Origin of the sequence: Kitasatospora sp. NPDC051914 (assembly GCF_040680995.1) — a bacterium.
Taxonomy (GTDB): domain Bacteria; phylum Actinomycetota; class Actinomycetes; order Streptomycetales; family Streptomycetaceae; genus Kitasatospora.
The window spans coordinates 44,874-64,513 of the sequence record NZ_JBFAXX010000003.1 but is presented as its reverse complement, the minus strand read 5'-3'; the positions used below and the strand labels follow the sequence as shown (position 1 = coordinate 64,513).

Sequence of the window (19,640 nt, the reverse complement as noted above, 5' to 3'; positions counted from 1 at the left end):
GCCGGGGTGTGGGAAGGATGTGTTGTCGTCATGTCCTAATGAGTTTTAGCTTCTGATGGAAAGCTAGGGCCGGGCTGACCGGCCGTCAAGCGATACGGTCGCCTTGTGCTCCTGCTATCGGATTCTTCGATGGAGGGTCGAGTGGTCGGGCGTCAGATTCAAACAGTTTTTTGAATCTGACGCCCCAGGTCGGGCTCCGGGCTCAGCCGCCGGCGACGGCCGGGATGATCGACACCAGGGCTCCCGGCCGGGTGCCGGTGGACAGCCCGTCGAGCATCCGGATGTCGTCCTCGTCGACGTACAGGTTGACGAACCGGCGCAGCGCACCCTGCTCGTCGAGGACGCGGGCGGTGATGCCGGGGTAGTCGCCGTCCAGCGCGGTCAGCACGTCGGAGACGGTGGCGCCGACCGGGGCGACGCTCACCTCCCCGGCGCCGCCGGTGTACGTGCGGAGGATGGTCGGGATGCGGACGTTGACGGTCATGCGGGTCCTCCTCGGACGGGTCGGTGCGGTGCGGCGGTCGGATGCGTGCGGTCGGGTGTGTGCGGTGCCGGTCAGAGGCCGGCGGCGCGGAAGGCGGCCAGCGTCGGGTCGATCTCCGCGGTCGGGCCGACCAGCGGCGACACCGCGTCCAGCGTCTTCAGGCCGTCACCGGTGTTGAGCAGCACGGTCGTCGCATCCGGGTCGAGCAGGCCCTCGCGCAGCAGCTTGCGGAGGGTGGCGAGGGTGACCCCGCCGGCCGTCTCGGCGAACACGCCCTCGGCGCGGCCGAGCAGCCGGATCGCGTCACGGATCTCGTCGTCCGTCACGTCCTCGACCGCGCCGCCGGTGCGGCGGCACACGTCGAGCGCGTACGGGCCGTCCGCGGGGCTGCCGATGGCGAGCGACTTGGCGATGGTGCGGGGCCGCACCGGCCGGATCGCGTCCCGGCCCTCCTTGAAGGCGGTCGCCACCGGGGCGCAGCCGCCGGCCTGGGCACCGAACACCCGCACCGGCCGCTCCTCCACCAGGCCGAGCCGGGAGAGCTCGCCGAAGGCCTTGTCCACCTTGGTGAGCTGCGAGCCCGAGGCGACCGGCACCACGACCTGCTCCGGCAGCCGCCAGCCGAGCTGCTCGGCGATCTCGTAGCCGAGCGTCTTGGAGCCCTCCGCGTAGTACGGGCGGACGTTGACGTTGACGAAGGCCCAGTCCTCCTCGCCGGACAGCTCGGAGGCGAGCCGGTTGACGTCGTCGTAGTCGCCGCGGACGGCCAGCAGGGTGCCGCCGTAGACCGCGGTGGTGACGATCTTCGCCTGCTCCAGGTCGGCGGGCACCAGCACCACCGAGCGGATGCCCGCACGGGCTGCGGCCGCGGCGACCGCGTTCGCCAGGTTGCCGGTCGACGGGCAGGCCAGCACCGAGAAGCCGAGCTCGCGGGCCGCCGCCAGGGCGACCGCGACCACGCGGTCCTTGAACGAGTGCGTCGGATTGCCGGAGTCGTCCTTGATCCACAGCTCGCGCATCCCCAGCTCGCGGGCCAGGTTGTCGGCCCGCACCAGGCGGGTCCAGCCGGGCTCGGTGTTCCGGGTGGCGGCGACGTCCTCGGGCACCGGCAGCAGGCCCCGGTAGCGCCAGATGCTCGCCGGCCCGGCCTCGATCGACTCCCGGGTCACGCCCCGGAACTCGTACGCCACCTCCAGCGGGCCGAAACACTCGGCGCAGACGTACAGCGCGCCCAGCTCGTACCGGCTGCCGCACTCGCGACAGGCCAGGGCCGTGGCGGGCCCGAGGTCGGGCCTGCGCGCGGGGGCGCGGAGGGCGGGAGACGTGGTCGGAAGGGCGGTCGGGCTCAGGTCGATGGTGCTCACGGGCTTCTCCTCGGGGTCTGCGGGAACGCGGAGCGGGTCAGCTGCCCAGGCCGCCGCCGACCACCAGCTGGGTGCCGGTGACGTAGGCGGCGTCGTCGGAGGCGAGGTAGAGGACGGCGGCGGCCACGTCGTCCGTGGTGCCGAGGGTGCCGAGCGGCACCCGGGCCAGGTAGCCGGCCAGGGCGGTCTCCCGGTCGGGGTGGAAGTGGTCGAGGATGCGGTCGCGCAGGTCGGTCCCGACCAGCGCCGGGTGGACGGAGTTGCAGCGGATCGGGTAGCCGCTGCGCGCGCAGTACAGCGCCACCGAACGGGTCAGATGGGCGACCGCGGCCTTGGCCGCGCCGTAGGCGGCGAAGGCGGGCGTGCCCGCCAGGCCGGCGGTGGACGAGAGGTTGACGATCGCGCCGCCGCGCCCCCGCATCGCCCGGATCGCGGCCCGGCAGCCGAGGAAGACGCTGTCCAGGTTGCTGGCGGTCAGCCGCCGCCACTCGGCCAGCGACATGTGCTCCGGGTCCTGGCGCTCCTCGGTGCCCGCGTGGCCGGCGTTGTTGACCAGGACGTCCAGCGGGCCGCCGACCGCCTCCGCCTCCTTCAGCACCTCCTCCCAGCGGTGCTCGTCGGTGACGTCCTGCGGCAGGTAGTGCGCGCGGTCGCCGAGCCGGCGGACGGCCTCCGCACCGCGGCCCGCGTCGCGTCCGGTGACGACCACGGCCCGCGCGCCCTCGGCGAGCGCCCGCTCGGCGGTGCGCAGCCCGATGCCGGCGGTGCCGCCGGTGATGAGCAGGGCCTTGTCGGTGAAGCGCACGGTGCTCTCCTCGTCCGTCGTGGTCGTGGTCGTGGTCGTGGTCGTGGTGGTGCGGTGGTGTGGTGGTGTGGTGGTGTGGTGGCCGGCCGGCCAGCCGGTCGCGGGGGCGGGAGCGGCACCGCCCCCGCGACGGCGGCCCCGGGTCAGACCAGGCTGAGCGCGGTGGTGCGGCCGCCGGCGGTCCCGGCGGTCTCCCGCTCGGCGAGCCTGCGGTCGGCGAGCTCGGCGGCGGCGTCCATCAGCTGCAGGCCGCTGCTCTCCGCGAACTCGAGCAACCGGTCGGTGCTGCGGCGGATGCGGCGGCCGACCTCGCGGTAGAGCCAGGCGGTGAGCGTGTCGGCGTCGGCCATCGCCTCGGCGGGCGCCTCGCCGGTGAGGAGCAGCGCGGTGACGGCCGCACCACCGGTGTTGACGACGATGTCCGGCAGCACCTTGACGCCACGCGCGGCGAGGGCCCGCTGCGCCCCCGGGGTGCAGGTGCAGTTGCCGCCCTCGGCGACGATGCGGGCCCGAACCCGGTCGGCGTTGGCCTCGGTGATCGCGTCGCCGCCCGCGGCGAGCACCAGCACGTCGGCGTCCACGTCGAGCCAGGCGTCCGGCGTCGGGTCGAGGGTCAGGCCCTCCGGCAGCCGGCTGCGGTCGATGGTGCCGGCGCTGTCGGTGGCGGCGAACAGGGCCTCCAGCGGCAGGCCGTCCGGGTGGCTGACGGTGCCCTCGCGGTCGGCCACCGCGACGACGGTGAAGCCGCGGGCGGACAGACCCGCCGCGACCGCGCTGCCGACGCAGCCGAAGCCCTGGACGGCGACGGTGCGACACTCGCCGCGGATGCCGAGGGTGTCGACACCCTGGTCGATGCCCTCGCAGACGCCGAAGCCGGTGACGTCCGAGCACTTCTTCCACAGTTCGGGCCAGCTGCAGGGCAGGCCGGTGGAGTCGGTGGCGAGGGTGGCGTCGAAGCCGGCGGCGTCGAAGAAGACGTCGCGGTCGCGGTGCGAGACGCCCTGGTCGCCGCCCAGGTACAGGCCGCCGTGCAGCAGCGGGGAGACGGCCTTGCCGAACTCGGCCAGCACGCGGTCGCGTTCGGGGCCGAGCGGCAGCCCGCAGACGATGCCGGCCTTGGCGCCGCCGATGTCCAGCCCGGCGAGCGCCAGCTTCATCGTCATCTTGCGGGCGAGCTCGGCGACCTCGTCGGGCGTGACGCCCGGGGTCATCCGGGTGCCGCCCATGGCGCGTCCCTGCGCGAGGCTGTCCACGATGACGAAGGCGTGCAGGTCGGCCTCGTCGTTGTCGACGAACACACGGATCTTCATGCTGTGCTCCTTCGGTTCGGGATGGGAACGGGTGCTGCTGTGGGCCCGCCCGGTGGGCGGGGTGGTGCGGTCGGAGGGGCTCCTCGCCGGAGCCCGGGCCGGGCCTGCCCGGTCACGCGTGTGCGGTCAGGAAGCCGAGCAGGTCGTGGCGGGTGAGGATGTCGCTGGAGCGACCCTCGTCCGCGACGATGACGGCGGGGTGCCGGCTCAGGGCGCCGATCGCGGTGGCGACCGGCTCGGCCGCGCCGACGAATGGCAGCGGTGCCGACATGTGGGCCCGCACCGGGTCGGCGGAGGAGATCCGCCCGGAGGAGAGGCCGTCGAAGAGGTCCGACTCGGTGACCGAGCCGACCACTTCGGCGATGTTGGCCGGGTGGCGGTCGAGCATGACCGGCAGCTGCGAGATGCCGTGCCGCCGCATCTGGTCGATCGACTCGGCGACGGTCTGCTGCGGACGGGCGAAGACCAGGAGCGGCAGCGCGTCCCGCTTGGCCCGCAGCACGTCCTGCACCCGCAGGTCGCCCTCGGTGGCGTCGCCGAAGCCGTGGGCGTCCATCCAGGTGTCGTTGAAGATCCTGGAGAGGTAGCCGCGGCCGCCGTCCGGCAGCAGCACGACCACGACGTCGTCCGGGCCGAGGTCGCGGGCGGCCCTGGCCGCGGCGGCGACCGCCAGACCGGAGGAGCCGCCCACCAGCAGGCCCTCGCGGCGGGCCAGCGCCCGGGTGGTGGCGAAGGCCTCGTGGTCGCTGACCGCGAGGACCTCGTCGCACACGGACCGGTCGAAGTTGCCCGGCCAGATGTCCTCGCCGACGCCCTCCACCAGGTACGGCCGGCCGTCGCCGCCCGAGTACACCGAGCCCTCCGGGTCGGCGCCGATCACCCGGACCGCCCCGGCGGAGGCGTCCTTGAGGAAGCGTCCGGTGCCGCTGATGGTCCCTCCGGTACCGACACCGGCCACGAAGTGGGTGATCCGGCCCTCGGTCTGGCGCCAGATCTCCGGGCCGGTCGAGGCGTAGTGGGCGCGGGGGTTGGCCGGGTTGGCGTACTGGTCGGGCTTCCAGGCGCCGGGGATCTCCCGGGCCAGGCGGTCGGAGACGCTGTAGTAGCTGTCGGGATGGTCGGGCGGCACGGCGGTCGGACAGACCACCACGCGCGCCCCGTACGCCCGCAGTACCGCCTGCTTGTCCTCGTTGACCTTGTCGGGGACGACGAAGACGCAGTGGTAGCCGCGCTGTTGGGCGGCCATCGCGAGACCGATGCCGGTGTTGCCGGAGGTCGGCTCGACGATGGTGCCGCCGGGGCGGATCGCGCCGGAGCGCTCGGCTGCGTCGAGCATGGCGAGCCCGATGCGGTCCTTCACGGACCCGCCGGGGTTGAGGTACTCGACCTTGGCGAGCACCAGCGCTCTGGTGTCGACGACATGTCGGAGACGGACCAACGGCGTGTCACCGACCGCGTCGAGGATCGAATCAGCGAACTGCATGTCATGGCTCCCGGACTGGTCATGGCCTTGCCGGACGGACGACGGATGCGCCTGACGGGAATCGCGCCGGGCCGCACCGCCCGCACCCCGGGGCGCTGCGGTACCCGGTCACGGGCGGGCCGCTGCCGGGACCGGGTCTACGGCGGACGAGCTGTCCGACCGTTCGCCCCGGGCTCTCCGGTACGGCGACGATTTCACTTGCTATCAAGCATTAGGGCATGTCTTGTGTTCGAGATTTCTCGAACTCCAAGCGAGTTCGCCACTTGCTAACTGTATCTAGCTGATGATGCGATCGACTGTAGGAGGAACATTCCGCTTGGGTCAACGGACCGATCGGCATCGCCGATCGGACGCCGCTCGCGGAGCCGGTGACCGCCGCCGGGACGGGCCCGCCCCGCTGCCGTGCTGACCTGACGTTCCGCCGGTCCGGCGGCTGCGCGCCGTGCACCCGGGGATTGGCCGGAGTGCCGACGCCCTTGCCCGGCGCGCTCTGGTCGGCGGAGTGCGGCCCGGTTACGCTGCCCCCGCACCCCCGCGGGCGCCGGCACCTGCCGCGCGCCACCGTCGTCCCGGCCCCGGCCGATGTCCGGAACTCCGATGCCACGGGCCGTCCGAGGGCCTGCTCACCGGCCTTCGGCGCCCACTCCCGGCGCCGTTCCGCGTGCCCTGCGCCCTGCTTTCGCCGAACGGCCGCAGCCCGCAAGCCACGCACGGACAGTGGTCCCGCCCGCAGCTGCCCGCCCCATCCGCTCGCCCGACCCCGATCGCCACGGAGGCCGCGATGCCGACCCGTTCGTTCCCGCCCGCAACCGCACAGCCTGCCGCGCACTCCGCCGCGCCCCGGCCGCCCCTGCCGGAGCCGGGGATCCCGCTGCTGCCGTTCCGCGCGCTGCGCTACGACCCCGCCGCCGTACCGCTGCACTCCGCGGTCGCGCCGGCCGCCGACACGCTCACCACCGGGCAGGCCCGCCGCCACCGGGCGGACGGACTGCACAGCGTCCTGCACCTGCTGCAGCCCGACGACGCCGGTACGGCCCGCGGTGCCGCCGCCGGTGCGGCCGAGCGCTGGGAGCGCGCCTCCCGCTGCTACCGGGCCTGGGTGGCCGGCGGCGTCCTGCGCCAGGACCCGGAGCCGGCGCTGTACCTCTACGAGCAGGACGGGCCGGCCGGCCGCTGGCGCGGGCTGTACGGCGAACTGCCCCTGGCGCCGGGCCGGACGGGGGTCGTGTTCCCGGCCGCCGGGCCGGGCGCCGCGGCGGACCCGGCCCGCGCCGACCGCGAACTCGCGCGGATGCGGGTGGTCGGAGCCCAGACCGAACCGGTCGTCCTGCGGCACGACGGGGCCGGCCCGGCCCTGCGGGCCGTCGCGGAACTGGCCGATCGGACCCCGCTGGCGGCCGTCCGGACGGCGGACGGCGCCGACCACCGGATCTGGGCCGTGCAGCGGCAGCCGGAACTGGCCGAGATCCGGCGATGTCTGGCCGACCGTCAGGCCGTCGTCGCCGACGGCGGGCACCGCTACCTCGCCTACCACCGGCTGCGGGACTGGCGCATTCCGGGAGGCGGCGCCGGGCTCGTCCTGGTGGTGGCCCCCGGCGGCGCACCCGCCGTGCCGCACCCTGCTACGGGGCTGGTCGTCCGGGCGCTGCACCGGACGTGAGCGACCGGCCGCCCGCCGAGCGGGACCGGGTCAGCCCGCTCGGCGGCGGTCGCGGTAGGCCGCGGCGGCGGCCCGGTCGTTGCAGGCGTCGCAGCAGAAGCGCCGGTTGCCCGGCCGGGTGCGGTCGACGAAGACGCACTCGCACGGCGCGGCGGCGCAGATGCCGAGCCGGCGCACGCCCTTGTCCGCGACGAAGGAGACCAGGGCGCCCGGCAGGCGGGCGGCGAGCGCGGAGTAGCCGTGGCGGTCGGAGCCCCAGTCGATCCGGGCCCCGCCCCGCCCGTCGGGCAGCAGCTGCGGCACCGCGTTCGCCTCCCGCACCAGGCCGTTGAGCAGCACGGCGGCCTCGGCCGGTGTCCCCGCGTGGAAGACCCCGCGCAGCCGCTCGCGCAGCATCCGCAGCGGTTCGAGATCGGCGGCGGTCAGCTCGGCCGCGAGTCCGGGCTCGCCGAGCCGGACGAGTTCGTGGCGGTAGCGCGAGACGTCGGTCAGGCTGTCCGGCGGATCGGCCAGCGCGTAGACCGTGTTGACCAGCTTGACCGCCAGCTCCAGATCGTCCACCGGCCCCGCCCCGCGATCGCTCTGTGTGTACCGGAACGGGGTGGGCCGGGCCGCGGATCGGCGGCCGGCACCCCGGCCCGCCACTGTAGCAGGGGCCCCTCCGGAGACCGTGCGGGCCGCCGGAGGGCTCAGCCTTCCGTCCGGCCGTTCCCGGCCCAGGCGGTGAGGGCGGGTACGCACCGGTCGGCGAAGTACTCGTAGTCCTCGGGCGTGTTGTAGACGTGGGTGGACAGCCGGAAGTAGCCGGTGCCGCCGAAGCTGGTGAACGCCGCCTCGACGCCCAGTTCGGCCGCGACCCGGTCGCGCAGCGCGTCGGCGGCGATCCGGTCGGGCGCCAGGCCGTCCGGCAGCCGGACCAGCCGCAGGGCGTTGACCGGCATGCCGACGTCCACCGCGGCGGGTCCACCGGTGGCGTCCGAGAAGGCCGCGCCGATGATCTGCTCGGCGTAGTCGGCGAGTTCGCCCAGGTAGTCGCGGGCGGTCTCCCATCCCCAGGTGCGCTCGACCAGGTCGAGGGCGACGGGGGCCGCCAGGTAGCCGGTGGCGTCGGTCGTGCCCTGGGTGTCGAACCGCTCCGGGAACGGCTCGCGGGCCGCCCAGGAGTCGATCAACGGGTACAGCCGGTGCCGCAGTTCGGAGCGGGCCACCAGCGCGGAGGTGCCGCGCGGCGCGCAGCCGAACTTGTGCAGGTTGCCCACCCACACGTCGAACTCCAGCCCGTCGAGCGGGTCCTCGGCGAGGCCGGGCACGTGCGCCCCGTCGAGCAGCAGCGGGACGCCGCGCTCCCCGGCGGCGGCGCCGACCGCCGCGACGGGCATCCAGCGGGCGGTCGCCGAGGTGATGTGGTCCAGCACGATCAGGCCCGTCCGGTCGGTGACCTCGGCGAGCACCGCCGCCGCGGCCTCCTCCGGGCCGGCGTCCAGCGGCACCCGTGCCGTGCGGACGGTGCCGCCCCAGCGGCGGGCCAGCCGCTCGGCGCCCATGGTGACGGCGCCGTAGCCGTGGTCGGTGACCACCACCTCGCCCCCGGGCCGGTGCGGCAGGCTGCCGTACACGACGCTGGCCCCGGCGCTGGCGTTGGGCACCAGGGCCAGGTCGCCGGCGGGTACGCGCAGGAACCCGGCGACGGCGGCCCGTGCGGCGGCCACCCGGCCGGGCAGCGCCGGGAACCACACCACCGGCGCCCGGTCCATCTGCTCGCGCAGCCGCTGCTGCTCCTGCTGGGCGGCCAGCGGCACCGCACCGAACGAGCCGTGGTTGAGGTGCTTCATCGCCGGGTCCAGGGTCCACGCCTCGGCGGCGGGCCGGCCGTCCGGCAGGAGCAGGGGGCGCGGTGCAGGGGTCACGTCGCGGGTCCGTCCGGTGGTGTTCGAAGGGTGCTCGGGTGGTCGTTCAGGGGAGCGCGTACCCCTGGAGGCCCTCGGTGACGGGGAGGTCGGCGAGGCGCCACTCCAGCATGCCGTCGTTGAGGCGGACGGCCCGCCGTCCCCGTTCGGTGAGCAGGCGGACGGCGTCGTAGGCGAGCACGCAGTACTCGCCGCGGCAGTAGACGGCGACCTCGGTGTCCTCGGGCAGTTCGCCGATCCGGCCGGCGAGCTGGTCGACGGGGATGCAGAGGGCGCCGGGGATGTGGCCGGCCAGGTACTCCTCGAGCGGGCGGACGTCCAGCAGGACGAGGTCGCCGGCCTCGACGCGGGCGCTCAGCTCCTCGTGGCCGACCTCGCGGGCGCCGTCCTCTCCGAGGTAGGCGTCCAGTGCGGCGGGCACGGCGGCCTGGTGGCGTTCGGCGACCTTGCGCAGCAGGGCCAGCAGCTGCCCCACGTCCTCGCCGGAGAGCCGGTAGTGGATGCGCACGCCCTCACGGCGGGTGGTGACGAAGCCGGCCTGCTTGAGCGCCTGGAGGTGGGCGGAAGCGGTGGTGAGGTTCAGCCCGGCGGTCTTCGCCAGGGCGTCCACCGTGCGCTCGCCCTGGGCGAGCAGGTCGAGCAGCTCCAGGCGCTTGCCGCTGGCCAGCGCCTTCCCGCTGGCGGCGAACGCGTCGTACAGCTGTGCCTTCGTGCCGGCCGTGGCGGTCTGCGGCATGGCATCCTCCACTCGTTAATCCATGAATCCATGGAATATGGTACCGGGTCCGTCCGGTGATCGGCCTCGGCTGCGCCCCCGGCTCAGCGGCCCGGCTCGGCGCCCCCGGCTCAGCGGCCGCGGGCGGTCGCGGCGACGGCGGGCAGGACGGCCAGCGCGAGGAGTCCGCCGCCCAGGGCGAGGGCCGGGTACCCGGCCATGTCGACGACGGCGCCCGAGGCCAGGCCGCCGGTGGCGCCCGACACCGCGATGGCGACGTCCACCATGCCCTGGGTCCTGGCGCGGGTGGCGAGCGGTACGGCGTCGGTGATGATCGCGGTGCCGGAGACCAGGCCGAAGTTCCAGCCGAGGCCGAGCAGGGCGAGGGCCAGGGCGAGCAGCACGACGCCGTCGCCCGGTGCGACGGCCGCCAGCAGGCCAGCGGCGAGCAGGGTGATGCCGGAGGCGACGGCGAGGGCGGTGCTCCCGAAGCGGTCGACCAGGCGTCCGGTCAGCGGCGAGGGCAGGTACATCGCGCCGACGTGGATGGCGATGACCAGGCCGGAGGCGGCCGTCCCGTGGCCCGTGTCGTGCATGTGCACGGGTGTCATCGTCATGACGGCGACCATGACGAGCTGGGTGAGGACCATCACCAGGGTGCCGCTCACGACCCGGCCGCCCGTCCGGGGTGCCGGGTCGTCCGCCGGGGCGGCGGTGCCGGCCGGGTCCGCCGGCCGGGCCTCGTCGAGGGCGCGGGCCAGCAGCAGCGGGTCGGGGCGCAGCCGGATCGCGAGCACCAGGGCGGCGGCCGCGTAGGCGACACCGGCCAGCAGGAAGGGGCCGGCGAGCCGGGGTATGCCCATCGTGCGGGCGAGGTCGCCGGTCGGGGCGGCGAGGGTGGGGCCGACGACGCCGCCGAGGGTGGTGGCGACCAGGACGGTGGAGACGGCGCGGGCCCGGTGGGTGGGCTCGGCGAGGTCGGCCCCGGCGTAGCGGGCCTGCAGGTTGGTGGCCGTGCCGGCGCCATAGACGAACAGGGCGGCGAAGAGCAGGGCGGGGCTCTCGGTGACGGCGGCGGCGATGACGCCCGCGCTGCCGACGGCGCCGGTGGCGTACCCGGCGGCCAGTCCGGGGCGGCGGCCGCGGGCCGCCGAGATGCGGCTGACGGCGATGGCGGCGAGGGCGCTGCCGGCGGTGAACAGCGCGCTGGGCAGTCCGGCCAGCCCGGTGGTGCCGAGCATGTCCTGCGCGAGCAGGGCGCCGACGGTGATGCCTGCGGCCAGACCGGCGCCGCTGAGGACCTGGGAGACGACCAGGACGGTCAGGACGCGGCGCTGGACGGCGGCAACGGAGGCGGGTGCGGCGGGCTTCGCGGCGGCGGTGCTCGTCACGGGCGGCTCTTTCGGCTGGCTGGGAGGGCGTTCTGACGGGGCGAATGTTCGGAGGAATCCTCCAAAAATCCATGGAATATCGTAGACGTCGCGGGGTCCCGCATCCAGACCCGGGGAGGCACCGGAATCGCATGAACGCCACCGGGGTCGCCGACGCGGTCCTTGCCGCGGCCCGCAGGCAGACGGCGCCCCGCACCGCCGTACGGACGCACGTCAGGGGCCGGCCCGAAGGGCCGGCCCCTGACGACGGGTCGAAGGCGATCAGTCCTGCGCGAGCAGCTCGAGGGTGTCGATGACGCGGTTCGAGAAGCCCCACTCGTTGTCGTACCAGGCGACCACCTTGACGTGCCGGCCGTCGACCCGGGTGAGCGCGGCGTCGAAGATCGACGAGGCGGGCTGGCCGGTGATGTCGCCGGAGACCAGCGGTTCGTCGGAGTAGTCGAGGATGCCCTTGAGCCGGCCGTCGGCGGCGGCGCGGTAGGCCGCGAGCACCTCGTCGCGGGTGACCTCGCGGGAGACCGTGGTGTTCAGCTCCACGATCGAGCCGACCGGGACGGGCACCCGGATGGAGTCGCCCGACAGCTTGCCGTCCAGGCCCGGCAGCACCAGGCCGATCGCCTTGGCGGCGCCGGTGGTGGTGGGCACGATGTTCACGCCGGCGGCGCGGGCGCGGCGCATGTCGCGGTGCGGGCCGTCCTGGAGGTTCTGCTCCTGGGTGTAGGCGTGCACCGTGGTCATGAAGCCGTGCTCGATGCCGGCCAGGTCGTCCAGCACGGACGCCAGCGGGGCCAGCGCGTTCGTGGTGCAGGAGGCGTTGGAGACGATCACGTGCTCGGCCGGGTCGTAGGCCTCGGTGTTCACGCCGTAGGCCAGGGTGACGTCCGCGCCGTCGGAGGGGGCACTCACCAGCACGCGCCGGGCGCCGGCCGTGATGTGCGCGCGGGCGGCCTCCGCCGAGGTGAAACGGCCGGTGGCCTCCAGGACGATGTCGACACCCAGCTCGGCCCACGGCAGCCGGGCGGGCTCCCGCTCGGCGAGCACCTTGATCCGGCGGCCGTCGACCACCAGATCGGTCCCGTCGACCTCGACCGGGCGGCCGAGGCGGCCGAGCGCACTGTCGAACTTCAGCAGGTGCGCGAGGGCGTCCGGGGCGGTCAGGTCGTTGATGGCGACGACCTCCAGCTTGCTGTCGCGCTCGAGCAGGGCGCGGAGGGTGTTGCGTCCGATGCGGCCGAATCCGTTGACGGCGATGCGGGTCATGGAGGTTCCTTTCGTTTCGTCCCGCCGTCCATGTTCGGCATCCCGGGCGCCCGCAGACAGTGGCCTGATCGACAGCGTACGCAAGTATCCCGCCAGACATGTCGCCACCGACCGCAAGGATCTCGCCAGCCCGCGCCCGGCTGCGCGGATCCCGCAGCCCTCACGCGGAGAAGGTGTGCCGGTACTCCGTCGGCGAGGTGCCGAGAATCCGCTGGAAGTGCATCCGCAGGTTGGCGCCGGTGCCCAGCCCGACCCGGTCGGCGATCTGCTCCACCCCCAGATCGGTGCGCTCCAGCAGCTCGCGCGCCAGGTCCACCCGGGCCCGCAGCACCCACTGCATGGGCGTGTAGCCGGTGTCCTCCGCGAACCGCCGGGAGAAGGTGCGCGCCGACACCCGCGCATTGCGGGCCAGCGCCTCCAGGGTCAGCGGTTCCGCGAGGTGCGCCAGCGCCCACTCGCGGGTGTCGGCGAACAGGTCGCCGAGCGGCTCGGGCACGCTCCGCGGGACGTACTGCGCCTGGCCGCCGCTGCGGTAGGGCGCCGCCACCAGCCGCCTCGCCACGTGGTTGGAGAGCCCGACGCCGTGGTCGCGCCGCACCAGGTGCAGGCACAGGTCGATGCCGGAGGCCGCGCCCGCCGAGGTCAGCACGTCGCCCTCGTCCACGAAGAGCACGTTCTCGTCCACCCGCACCAGCGGATGCCGCTCGGCGAGGGCCTTGGTGTAGTGCCAGTGCGTCGTCGCCCGCTTGCCGTCGAGCAGACCCGTCGCCGCCAGCGCGAACGCCCCCGTGGAGATCGCGGCGAGCCGCGTCCCGCGTTCGTGGGCCGCCTTCAGCGCGGCGACGACCGCAGCCGGCGGCTCCGTCGTCGCCGGCTCCCGGTAGCCCGGAATGAAGACCGTGTCGGCCTGCTCGAAGGCCTCCAGGCCGTCCGCCACGTGGTACGAGAGCCCGTCGCCGCCGGCCACCAGCCCCGGCGCCGCACCGCAGACCCGCACCTCGTACGGCATGCTCGGCCGGCTCGAGAACACCTGCGCCGGGATGCCCACGTCGAGCGGCTTCGCACCCTCGAGCACCAGCACCGCGACCCGGTGCTTCCCTGCGCCCATCGGGCCTCCCTCACACACTCCCGCGGACCCGTCCGCCCCGTGGCCGGGACGGCGGCTGTCGCAAGCATCCTGCCACCGGTCGGCAGAGCCCTCGGCCGGACAGGGCTGCGCCCTCCGGAGCCCGACGGCCCGTCACCGATCGTGTGCCGGCCGGTAGCCTGCCCGGATGGCCTACCAGTTGGTGATCTTCGACAACGACGGGGTGCTCGTCGACAGCGAGCCGACCGCGCACCGCATCCTCTCCGGATACCTGACCGAACTCGGCTATCCGACGACCCTCGAGGAGTCCTTCCACCACTTCCTGGGCAACGCCGGACGCAACGTCCACCAGGTGATCGCCGACCGCTACCGGGGCACCCTGCCCGAGGACTTCACCGCACGCTGCCACGACCGCGTCTTCGCCGCATTCCGCGAAGGGCTGGCCGCGACGGCCGGCGCGGACACCGTCCTGGACGAACTGCGCGGACGCGGCATCCCCTACTGCCTGGCCTCCTCCTCCGACCACGCCTGGATCGACCTCACCCTCGACCGCGCCGGACTGCGGCCGCACCTGCCGGAGGAACTCGTCTTCAGCGCCCAGGACGTCCGGGGCGTGGGCAAGCCCGCCCCCGACCTCTTCCTGCACGCGGCGGCCACGCTCGGCGTGGCCCCGCACGAATGCCTGGTGATCGAGGACAGCCCCAACGGCGTCCTCGCCGCCCGCGCAGCCGGCATGGACGTCCTCGGCTACACCGCACTGACCCCCGCCCACCGCCTCACCACCGCCGGCGCCACCGGCCTGATCGAACGCCTCCCGGACCTGCTCGACCACATCTGATCCGGGCGCAGCGCCTTCCACGGGGCCGGCCCGCCCGGTCAGGCAAGCGGTGTGGTGCGGCGGGCCGTCCGCAGCGCCTGCCGCGCCGCACCGGAGACGTGGCCGCCGAGGCCCGTCCTGGCGTGGTCGTGGCCGGCGAGGTGCTCCAGTAACGGCAGGGAGCGGGGGTCGCCCGTCGAGCCGAGGGCCTGGCAGGCGAGCGCGCGCAGGTCCGGGTCCGCGGCGAGGGCGATCAGCTCGTCCACCACCGCGGGGCCGAAGGCGGCGATCGCCGAGGCCAGGTGACCGGACTTCGGGTCCCGACGGTCCGTCAGGGCCTGCCGGAGCACAGCGAGCGCCCGGTCGCCGCCGATCGAGGCGAGGGCCCGCGCCGCTGCGCCGCGCACCCGCCGCACCCCGTCGTCCAGCCGCGCCGCCAGGGTGGGCACGGCCGCCGGATCCGCGAGCCGGCCCAGCGCCCGGCAGGCATCCTCGCGGACCATGGCCTCGGGGTGGTCTAGCAGGTCGGTGATCGGCGGGACGGCCCGGTGGAGACGGAGCTCCGCGCAGGCGAGCGCCGACCACCGCACCCCGCGGTGGCCGCGGTCGGCGAGGGCGCGCAGCAGGCCTGGCTCGAGCGCCTCGTCGCCGAAGAGGGCGACCCGGTCGAGCGTCCGGCACCAGACGGCGGTGTCGTGCGCCCGGTGGTCGGAGGCGACGGCGTGCAGGGCCGACCTGGCCTGCCCGTTGCCGAGTTCGGCCCACTCCAGCAGGGCGCCCACCGCCCGCAGGCGGGTCGCGCGGCTGCCGTGCAGGTCGGCGGCGAGGACGGTGACCAGTGAGGCGGGCCCGTGCGGCGGTGGGCCGAGGGCGGTGCCGAGGTCGGCGGCCAGCCCTGGTTCGAGCTCGCCGAGCCGGAAGGCCGCCGGGCCGATCCGCGTGCCGACGTCCGCGTCGTACCGGCCGTCGCCGCGCAGGTTGGCCGCCAGCTTGGCGACCGTGCGGAACAGCAGGTGCGCACGGCCGGCCGCCTCGCCCGGCGGGCCGACGGGGAGCGCGTCCAGCCGGCCCGCCATGGCCACCGCGACGGCGGCCGGCGGGCGCCCGGCCGCACGGAGGACGGCTTCGGCCCAGCCGACCGGGTCGCTCTGACGCTCGTACAGCTGCCGTCCCCACAGGCGGAGAGCGGCGTCCCGGTGATCGCTCATCCCGTGATGCTCGCAGTGCGGGATGCGGCCGCCAACGGTTTTTCGGAGCGGCCCGGCGTCCCGAGCGGGGTCGGCCCCGTCTTCGTCCGGGACCTTCCGGCCCGGACGGGTGCGGGCGGCCACGAGGGGCGCGGGAACCGTGCGAATCGGAAGAGGCGGTGTCGCGCCTCCTGCCCTGCGCAGTTCCCGCGCCCCGGAGCGGCCCCTTGCTCAGGCCAGCAGCGCCGCCAGCGCCTCGGCGGTGGCCGGGTGGCGAGCGAGGAGTGCTGCGCCCGTGGCGCCGCCGTCCGCTGCCTCCCACGCGTCGTCGCAGCCGAGCAGGCCCGCCAGGGCGTCGCAGGTGGCCGGGTGCGCCCGGAGCAGGGCCGAGCCGTGGGCGGCCCGTGCGCCGCGGGCCGGGCGGAGCGGCTCCGCCGCGGGGGCCCGCCACGGCGGCACCCAGGTGTCCAGTGCGGCGAGCCGTCCGGGGAAGATCCGGCCGGCCTCGCGGATCAGCAGCGGCGCGAACTCGGCTCCGCCGGCCCGCAGGGTGCTGATCAGCGTCGGCAGCCACGGCAGCAGCACCGGGTCCGGCAGCCGTCCGAAGGCGTTCGACACGGCCTCCACGACGAAGTCGGTCAGCCCGGGCACCGGCTCCAGCGCGTGCACGAAGCCGCTGAGGTAGCGCGGGTAGGCGGGAAGCACCAGCGGATTGCCGATCAGCTCGTCGCAGCGCGTACGGAGTTCGGCCCGCGAAAGCCGTCCGAGGTGCACCTGGGCCGCCCACAGCAGGGCGACCTTCGACGGCTCCTCGGGGTGCGCCTGCGCCACCGCCAGCTCCAGCTGGGCGCGGTCGCAGCCCAGCGACAGCGCCAGGCTCTCCATGCCGAACAGGAAGCCCAGCATCGCCGCGACCTGCCGGACGGTGGCGTCCTGGTCGGTGAACGCCGTCGGCAGCAGCGTGCAGTAGTGCGCGTACCCGGTCCTGACGAAGGACTCGATCCACGCAGGCAGCACCGGCTCGCTCGTCCGGTAGTGGGCGAGCAGCCGCCGCACCCGCCGCAGCACCTCCGGAGCGCCGTCGACGCTGCGCTCGGTCGCCAGCACCTCCAGCGCCCGGTTGCCGAGCTCCTCGGAGAGGCGCCGGCTGCCGAGGTACAGCGTGGCGTCCTCGACCGCCTCCAGCACCACCGCCGCGGTGGCCTGCGGGCCGTACGCGGCGCGCCGCAGCCGCTGTTCCAGCACCTGTTCGATGCTGACGCCCTCGTAGCCGAGCTCGATCAGCGCGCGCTGGTGGGTGCCGAGCGCCAGGTCCCAGGACTCCTGGATCGGCCGCTCGCCGAGGGTGCGCTCGCCCATGATGGGCCGCGCCGCGCCGTGCGGGAGCAGGTACCGCAGCATCCACAGCACGTCGGAGCAGTGCCCGAGTTCGGGCCTGGAGGCGATGTCGAGCAGGGCCCGCTGGACGCCGCGCTGCTCCAGCCGGAGGCCGAGCGGGGCGAGCCGGTCGTGGACGTCGCGGGCGAGCGGCGGCAGGGCGTCGTAGCCGACCTGGCCGATCCGGTCGCCGCCCATCATGATCTCGACGAGCCGGCGGACGTCGCGCCGGCCGGGCACGCTGTCCTTCTCGATGCAGGTGACCGCCGCGTCCTGGAAGTCGTACGGCGTCGGCCTGGCCCGGTCGCGCATGCCGGCGAGCAGGATCGAGGTCTCGAAGACCGCGATGGCGTCGGCGGTGGAGGCCAGGTAGCCGTTGCGGCGGGCGGCGCGGACGATCTCCACCGACCAGCCGAGCAGTTCGGCCTCGTCCAGCCGGTCGAGCACCGGCGGCCGCTGCAGGAAGCCGGAGAGCCGGTCCGATGCCTCCACCGCCGCCACCGGCGCAGCCGCGACGGTCTTCTTCGCGGCGGTCTTCTTCGCGCCCGCCTGGCCCTCCAGCCGGAACGGCTTCACGCCGGTCCGCTTCAGGTTCTTCGCCCACACCGTCGCGGCGATCGACACCGAGCCCGCGGCGAGGCCGAACTGCGCCTCGATCGCCGCGTGGCTGGACGGGATCAGGCCGTGCCGCCACTTGGTGGCGGTGCGCGGCGAGACGGTGTAGCCGTCGGCGCCGTGCACGCCGAACTCCTCGACGCGGCTGGCCGCGTGGAACGCGCCGCAGACGTAGAGGCAGTCCGCGGGGTCGGTGCCGGTGGCAGCGAGGTGCTCGCGCATCCGCGTCCACATGTACCGCTCGCGGTCCTCGTCGACCCGCACCCGGTGCAGGTCTCCGGGGGCCAGGCGGCGGAACAGGCTGCCGATCAGCAGCATGACCTGCCGGTAGGTGTCGTGGTCGGCGTCGCCGAGGGGGAGTTCGACGTACTGGTGCCACCACTCGGACCAGTGCCGCACCTTGCCGTGGCGCAGCAGGTGCTCCTCCAGTTCGGCGAACCGCGGCCGCAGGTCGCCGAGTTCCACGCCGACGGCGTCGCCGTGCAGGGCGGCCTCCGGCTCGGCGGGCGGGGTGTCCGGGTCGGCCGGTTCGGCGGGCGGGGCCTCCTGCGGCTGCCACTGGAAGACGTGGTCCGAGGAGCGGTCGACCAGGACGAGTTCGACGCCCGGGGTGTCCAGCGCGTACGCGATGGCCTGGTACTCGGCGGAGGCCTCGGTGATCGGCGCGACCACGGACAGCGGGGACCAGTCGGCCGGGAAGCCGTTCACCTCGCTGGCGAACGCCTGGACGGCCACCGGGAGGCGGCAGTTGCGGAGTTCGGGGAGCAGCGGGGCCATGTCCTCGCACAGCTCCAGGTAGACCACCTTGGGCTGCTTCTCGCGCAGCCGGCGGGCCATCGCGGTCGCCGACGCGGGGGAGTGGTGGCAGACCGGGAAGATCTCCAGCGGCTCGCGCACCGCCCGGTCGACGTCGTCGACGATGCCGAGCAGGATGCCCTCCAGGGCGTCCGGCCCGTCGGCGAACGTCGCTGCGGCCTCCTGCAGTTGGGAGCGCAGTGCGGTGAACGTGCCCTCCCGTGCGGCGGCCGCGGGCTGTGCTGCGGTGGAGACCTGTGCGGCGGTCACGAGAGGGTGGCGATCGTGTCGCGGCCGCCCTCGAGGAACTCAGGCCAGGCGCCGCCCTCGTCCTTGCTGCGCGGCTCGACGACGCCGTGCAGGTACTTGTTGAGGATGGCCAGGTCCTCCGGCTCGCGGCGGGCCAGCGAGCCGACCAGCGAGGAGGCGAGGGTGCGGGCGGTGAGGGCCCGCTCGCCGAAGAAGTTGCTGTGCAGGACGGCGTCCTCGAGCACGCCGATCTGCTCGGCGGTGGACAGCGCCGACTCCAGCTTCTCGTCGTCGCTGCCGGCCGCGGCGGCGGAGGCGCGCAGGTCGGCGAAGGACTGCAGCAGCACGTCCAGCAGGGTGGGCGGCACGTCCAGGTCGATCTGGTGGCGGCGCAGCAGCTCCTCGGTGCGGAAGCGGACGATCTCCGCCTCGCTCTTCCTGTTGGTGACCACCGGGATGCGCACGAAGTTGAAGCGGCGCTTGAGGGCCGAGGAGAGGTCGTTGACGCCCCGGTCGCGGCTGTTGGCGGTGGCGATGATCGAGAAGCCGGGCTTGGCGAAGACGATGTTGTCGCTCTCGAGTTCCGGCACCGAGATGTACTTCTCGGAGAGGATCGAGATCAGCGCGTCCTGGACGTCGCTGGTGGAGCGGGTGAGCTCCTCGAAGCGGCCGATCGCGCCGCCCTCCATCGCGGTCATGATCGGCGAGGGGATCATCGACTCCCGGGACTGGCCCTTGGCGATCACCATGGACACGTTCCAGGAGTACTTGATGTGGTCCTCGGTGGTGCCTGCGGTGCCCTGGACGACCAGGGTGGAGTTGCGGCAGATCGCGGCGGCCAGCAGTTCGGCGAGCCAGCTCTTGCCGGTGCCGGGGTCGCCGATGAGCAGCAGGCCACGGTCGGAGGCGAGGGTGACGATGGCGCGCTCGACGATGCTGCGGTCGCCGAACCACTTCTGGGAGACCTCGCGGTCGAGGCCGTCGGAGCGCTCCGAGCCGAGGACGAAGAGGCGGATCATCTTCGGGGACAGCCGCCAGGAGAAGGGCTTGGGGCTGTCGTCGATCGACTCCAGCCAGTCCAGCTCCTCGGCGTACTTGATCTCGGCGGGAGCGCGCAGCAGGTCGGACATGAGG

At 74.5% G+C, this 19,640-nt stretch carries 16 protein-coding genes; 2 read left to right on the top strand and 14 right to left on the bottom strand.

Features of this window, described 5'->3' with window-relative positions; genetic code table 11:
- Nucleotides 1-202: 202 nt before the first annotated feature.
- The 5 genes from AB0M03_RS03415 to AB0M03_RS03395 form a co-directional block, all read right to left on the bottom strand.
- Nucleotides 203-484 carry a MoaD/ThiS family protein gene (locus AB0M03_RS03415; RefSeq protein WP_363487886.1) on the bottom strand — a complete coding sequence of 94 codons (282 nt, stop codon included), beginning with the start codon at nt 482-484 and terminating at the stop codon, nt 203-205.
- 71 nt (nt 485-555) lie between these two features.
- The gene (thrC, locus tag AB0M03_RS03410; protein WP_363488193.1) at nt 556-1,833 is read right to left on the bottom strand and encodes a threonine synthase; all 1,278 of its coding nucleotides are present in this window, start codon (nt 1,831-1,833) and stop codon (nt 556-558) included.
- A 52-nt stretch (nt 1,834-1,885) separates the two neighbouring features.
- Nucleotides 1,886-2,653: an SDR family oxidoreductase gene (locus AB0M03_RS03405; RefSeq protein WP_363487884.1), complete on the bottom strand. Its 768-nt coding sequence runs from the start codon at nt 2,651-2,653 to the stop codon at nt 1,886-1,888.
- A 143-nt stretch (nt 2,654-2,796) separates the two neighbouring features.
- Entirely contained in the window at nt 2,797-3,963 is a 1,167-nt protein-coding gene (locus AB0M03_RS03400; protein ID WP_363487882.1) for a Glu/Leu/Phe/Val dehydrogenase dimerization domain-containing protein, read from the bottom strand.
- A 112-nt stretch (nt 3,964-4,075) separates the two neighbouring features.
- Nucleotides 4,076-5,446 carry a cystathionine beta-synthase gene (locus tag AB0M03_RS03395; protein ID WP_363487880.1) on the bottom strand — a complete coding sequence of 457 codons (1,371 nt, stop codon included), beginning with the start codon at nt 5,444-5,446 and terminating at the stop codon, nt 4,076-4,078.
- 781 nt (nt 5,447-6,227) lie between these two features.
- On the opposite strand from AB0M03_RS03395, the gene AB0M03_RS03390 reads away from it, so the two are divergent.
- Nucleotides 6,228-7,106, top strand: a complete 879-nt coding sequence (locus AB0M03_RS03390) for a DUF1015 family protein (protein WP_363487878.1) — start codon at nt 6,228-6,230, stop codon at nt 7,104-7,106.
- A 30-nt stretch (nt 7,107-7,136) separates the two neighbouring features.
- Here AB0M03_RS03390 and AB0M03_RS03385 read toward each other — a convergent pair whose 3' ends face one another.
- The 6 genes from AB0M03_RS03385 to AB0M03_RS03360 form a co-directional block, all read right to left on the bottom strand.
- The gene (locus AB0M03_RS03385; RefSeq protein ID WP_363487876.1) at nt 7,137-7,667 is read right to left on the bottom strand and encodes a CGNR zinc finger domain-containing protein; all 531 of its coding nucleotides are present in this window, start codon (nt 7,665-7,667) and stop codon (nt 7,137-7,139) included.
- A 128-nt stretch (nt 7,668-7,795) separates the two neighbouring features.
- The gene (locus AB0M03_RS03380; protein ID WP_363487874.1) at nt 7,796-9,013 is read right to left on the bottom strand and encodes an aminotransferase class V-fold PLP-dependent enzyme; all 1,218 of its coding nucleotides are present in this window, start codon (nt 9,011-9,013) and stop codon (nt 7,796-7,798) included.
- 46 nt (nt 9,014-9,059) lie between these two features.
- Nucleotides 9,060-9,749, bottom strand: a complete 690-nt coding sequence (locus tag AB0M03_RS03375) for a metalloregulator ArsR/SmtB family transcription factor (protein WP_363487873.1) — start codon at nt 9,747-9,749, stop codon at nt 9,060-9,062.
- 110 nt (nt 9,750-9,859) lie between these two features.
- The gene (locus AB0M03_RS03370) at nt 9,860-11,119 is read right to left on the bottom strand and encodes an MFS transporter (RefSeq protein WP_363487871.1); all 1,260 of its coding nucleotides are present in this window, start codon (nt 11,117-11,119) and stop codon (nt 9,860-9,862) included.
- Between the two features lie 261 nt (nt 11,120-11,380).
- Nucleotides 11,381-12,379: a type I glyceraldehyde-3-phosphate dehydrogenase gene (gene gap, locus AB0M03_RS03365; protein WP_363487869.1), complete on the bottom strand. Its 999-nt coding sequence runs from the start codon at nt 12,377-12,379 to the stop codon at nt 11,381-11,383.
- A 160-nt stretch (nt 12,380-12,539) separates the two neighbouring features.
- On the bottom strand, nt 12,540-13,487 hold the full coding sequence (locus tag AB0M03_RS03360) for a DJ-1/PfpI family protein (RefSeq protein WP_363487867.1): 948 nt from the start codon (nt 13,485-13,487) through the stop codon (nt 12,540-12,542).
- Nucleotides 13,488-13,653: 166 nt separating this feature from the next.
- On the opposite strand from AB0M03_RS03360, the gene AB0M03_RS03355 reads away from it, so the two are divergent.
- Nucleotides 13,654-14,304, top strand: a complete 651-nt coding sequence (locus tag AB0M03_RS03355) for an HAD family phosphatase (protein ID WP_363487865.1) — start codon at nt 13,654-13,656, stop codon at nt 14,302-14,304.
- A 38-nt stretch (nt 14,305-14,342) separates the two neighbouring features.
- Here the strand turns inward: AB0M03_RS03355 and AB0M03_RS03350 are convergent, their stop codons facing one another.
- The 3 genes from AB0M03_RS03350 to AB0M03_RS03340 form a co-directional block, all read right to left on the bottom strand.
- Nucleotides 14,343-15,491: a HEAT repeat domain-containing protein gene (locus AB0M03_RS03350; RefSeq protein WP_363487863.1), complete on the bottom strand. Its 1,149-nt coding sequence runs from the start codon at nt 15,489-15,491 to the stop codon at nt 14,343-14,345.
- A 210-nt stretch (nt 15,492-15,701) separates the two neighbouring features.
- Nucleotides 15,702-18,527, bottom strand: a complete 2,826-nt coding sequence (locus AB0M03_RS03345; RefSeq protein ID WP_363487861.1) for a hypothetical protein — start codon at nt 18,525-18,527, stop codon at nt 15,702-15,704.
- Entirely contained in the window at nt 18,524-19,636 is a 1,113-nt protein-coding gene (locus AB0M03_RS03340) for an AAA family ATPase (protein WP_363487859.1), read from the bottom strand. Before AB0M03_RS03340 ends, AB0M03_RS03345 begins: the two co-directional genes overlap by 4 nt.
- Between the last annotated feature and the right edge of the window lie 4 nt (nt 19,637-19,640).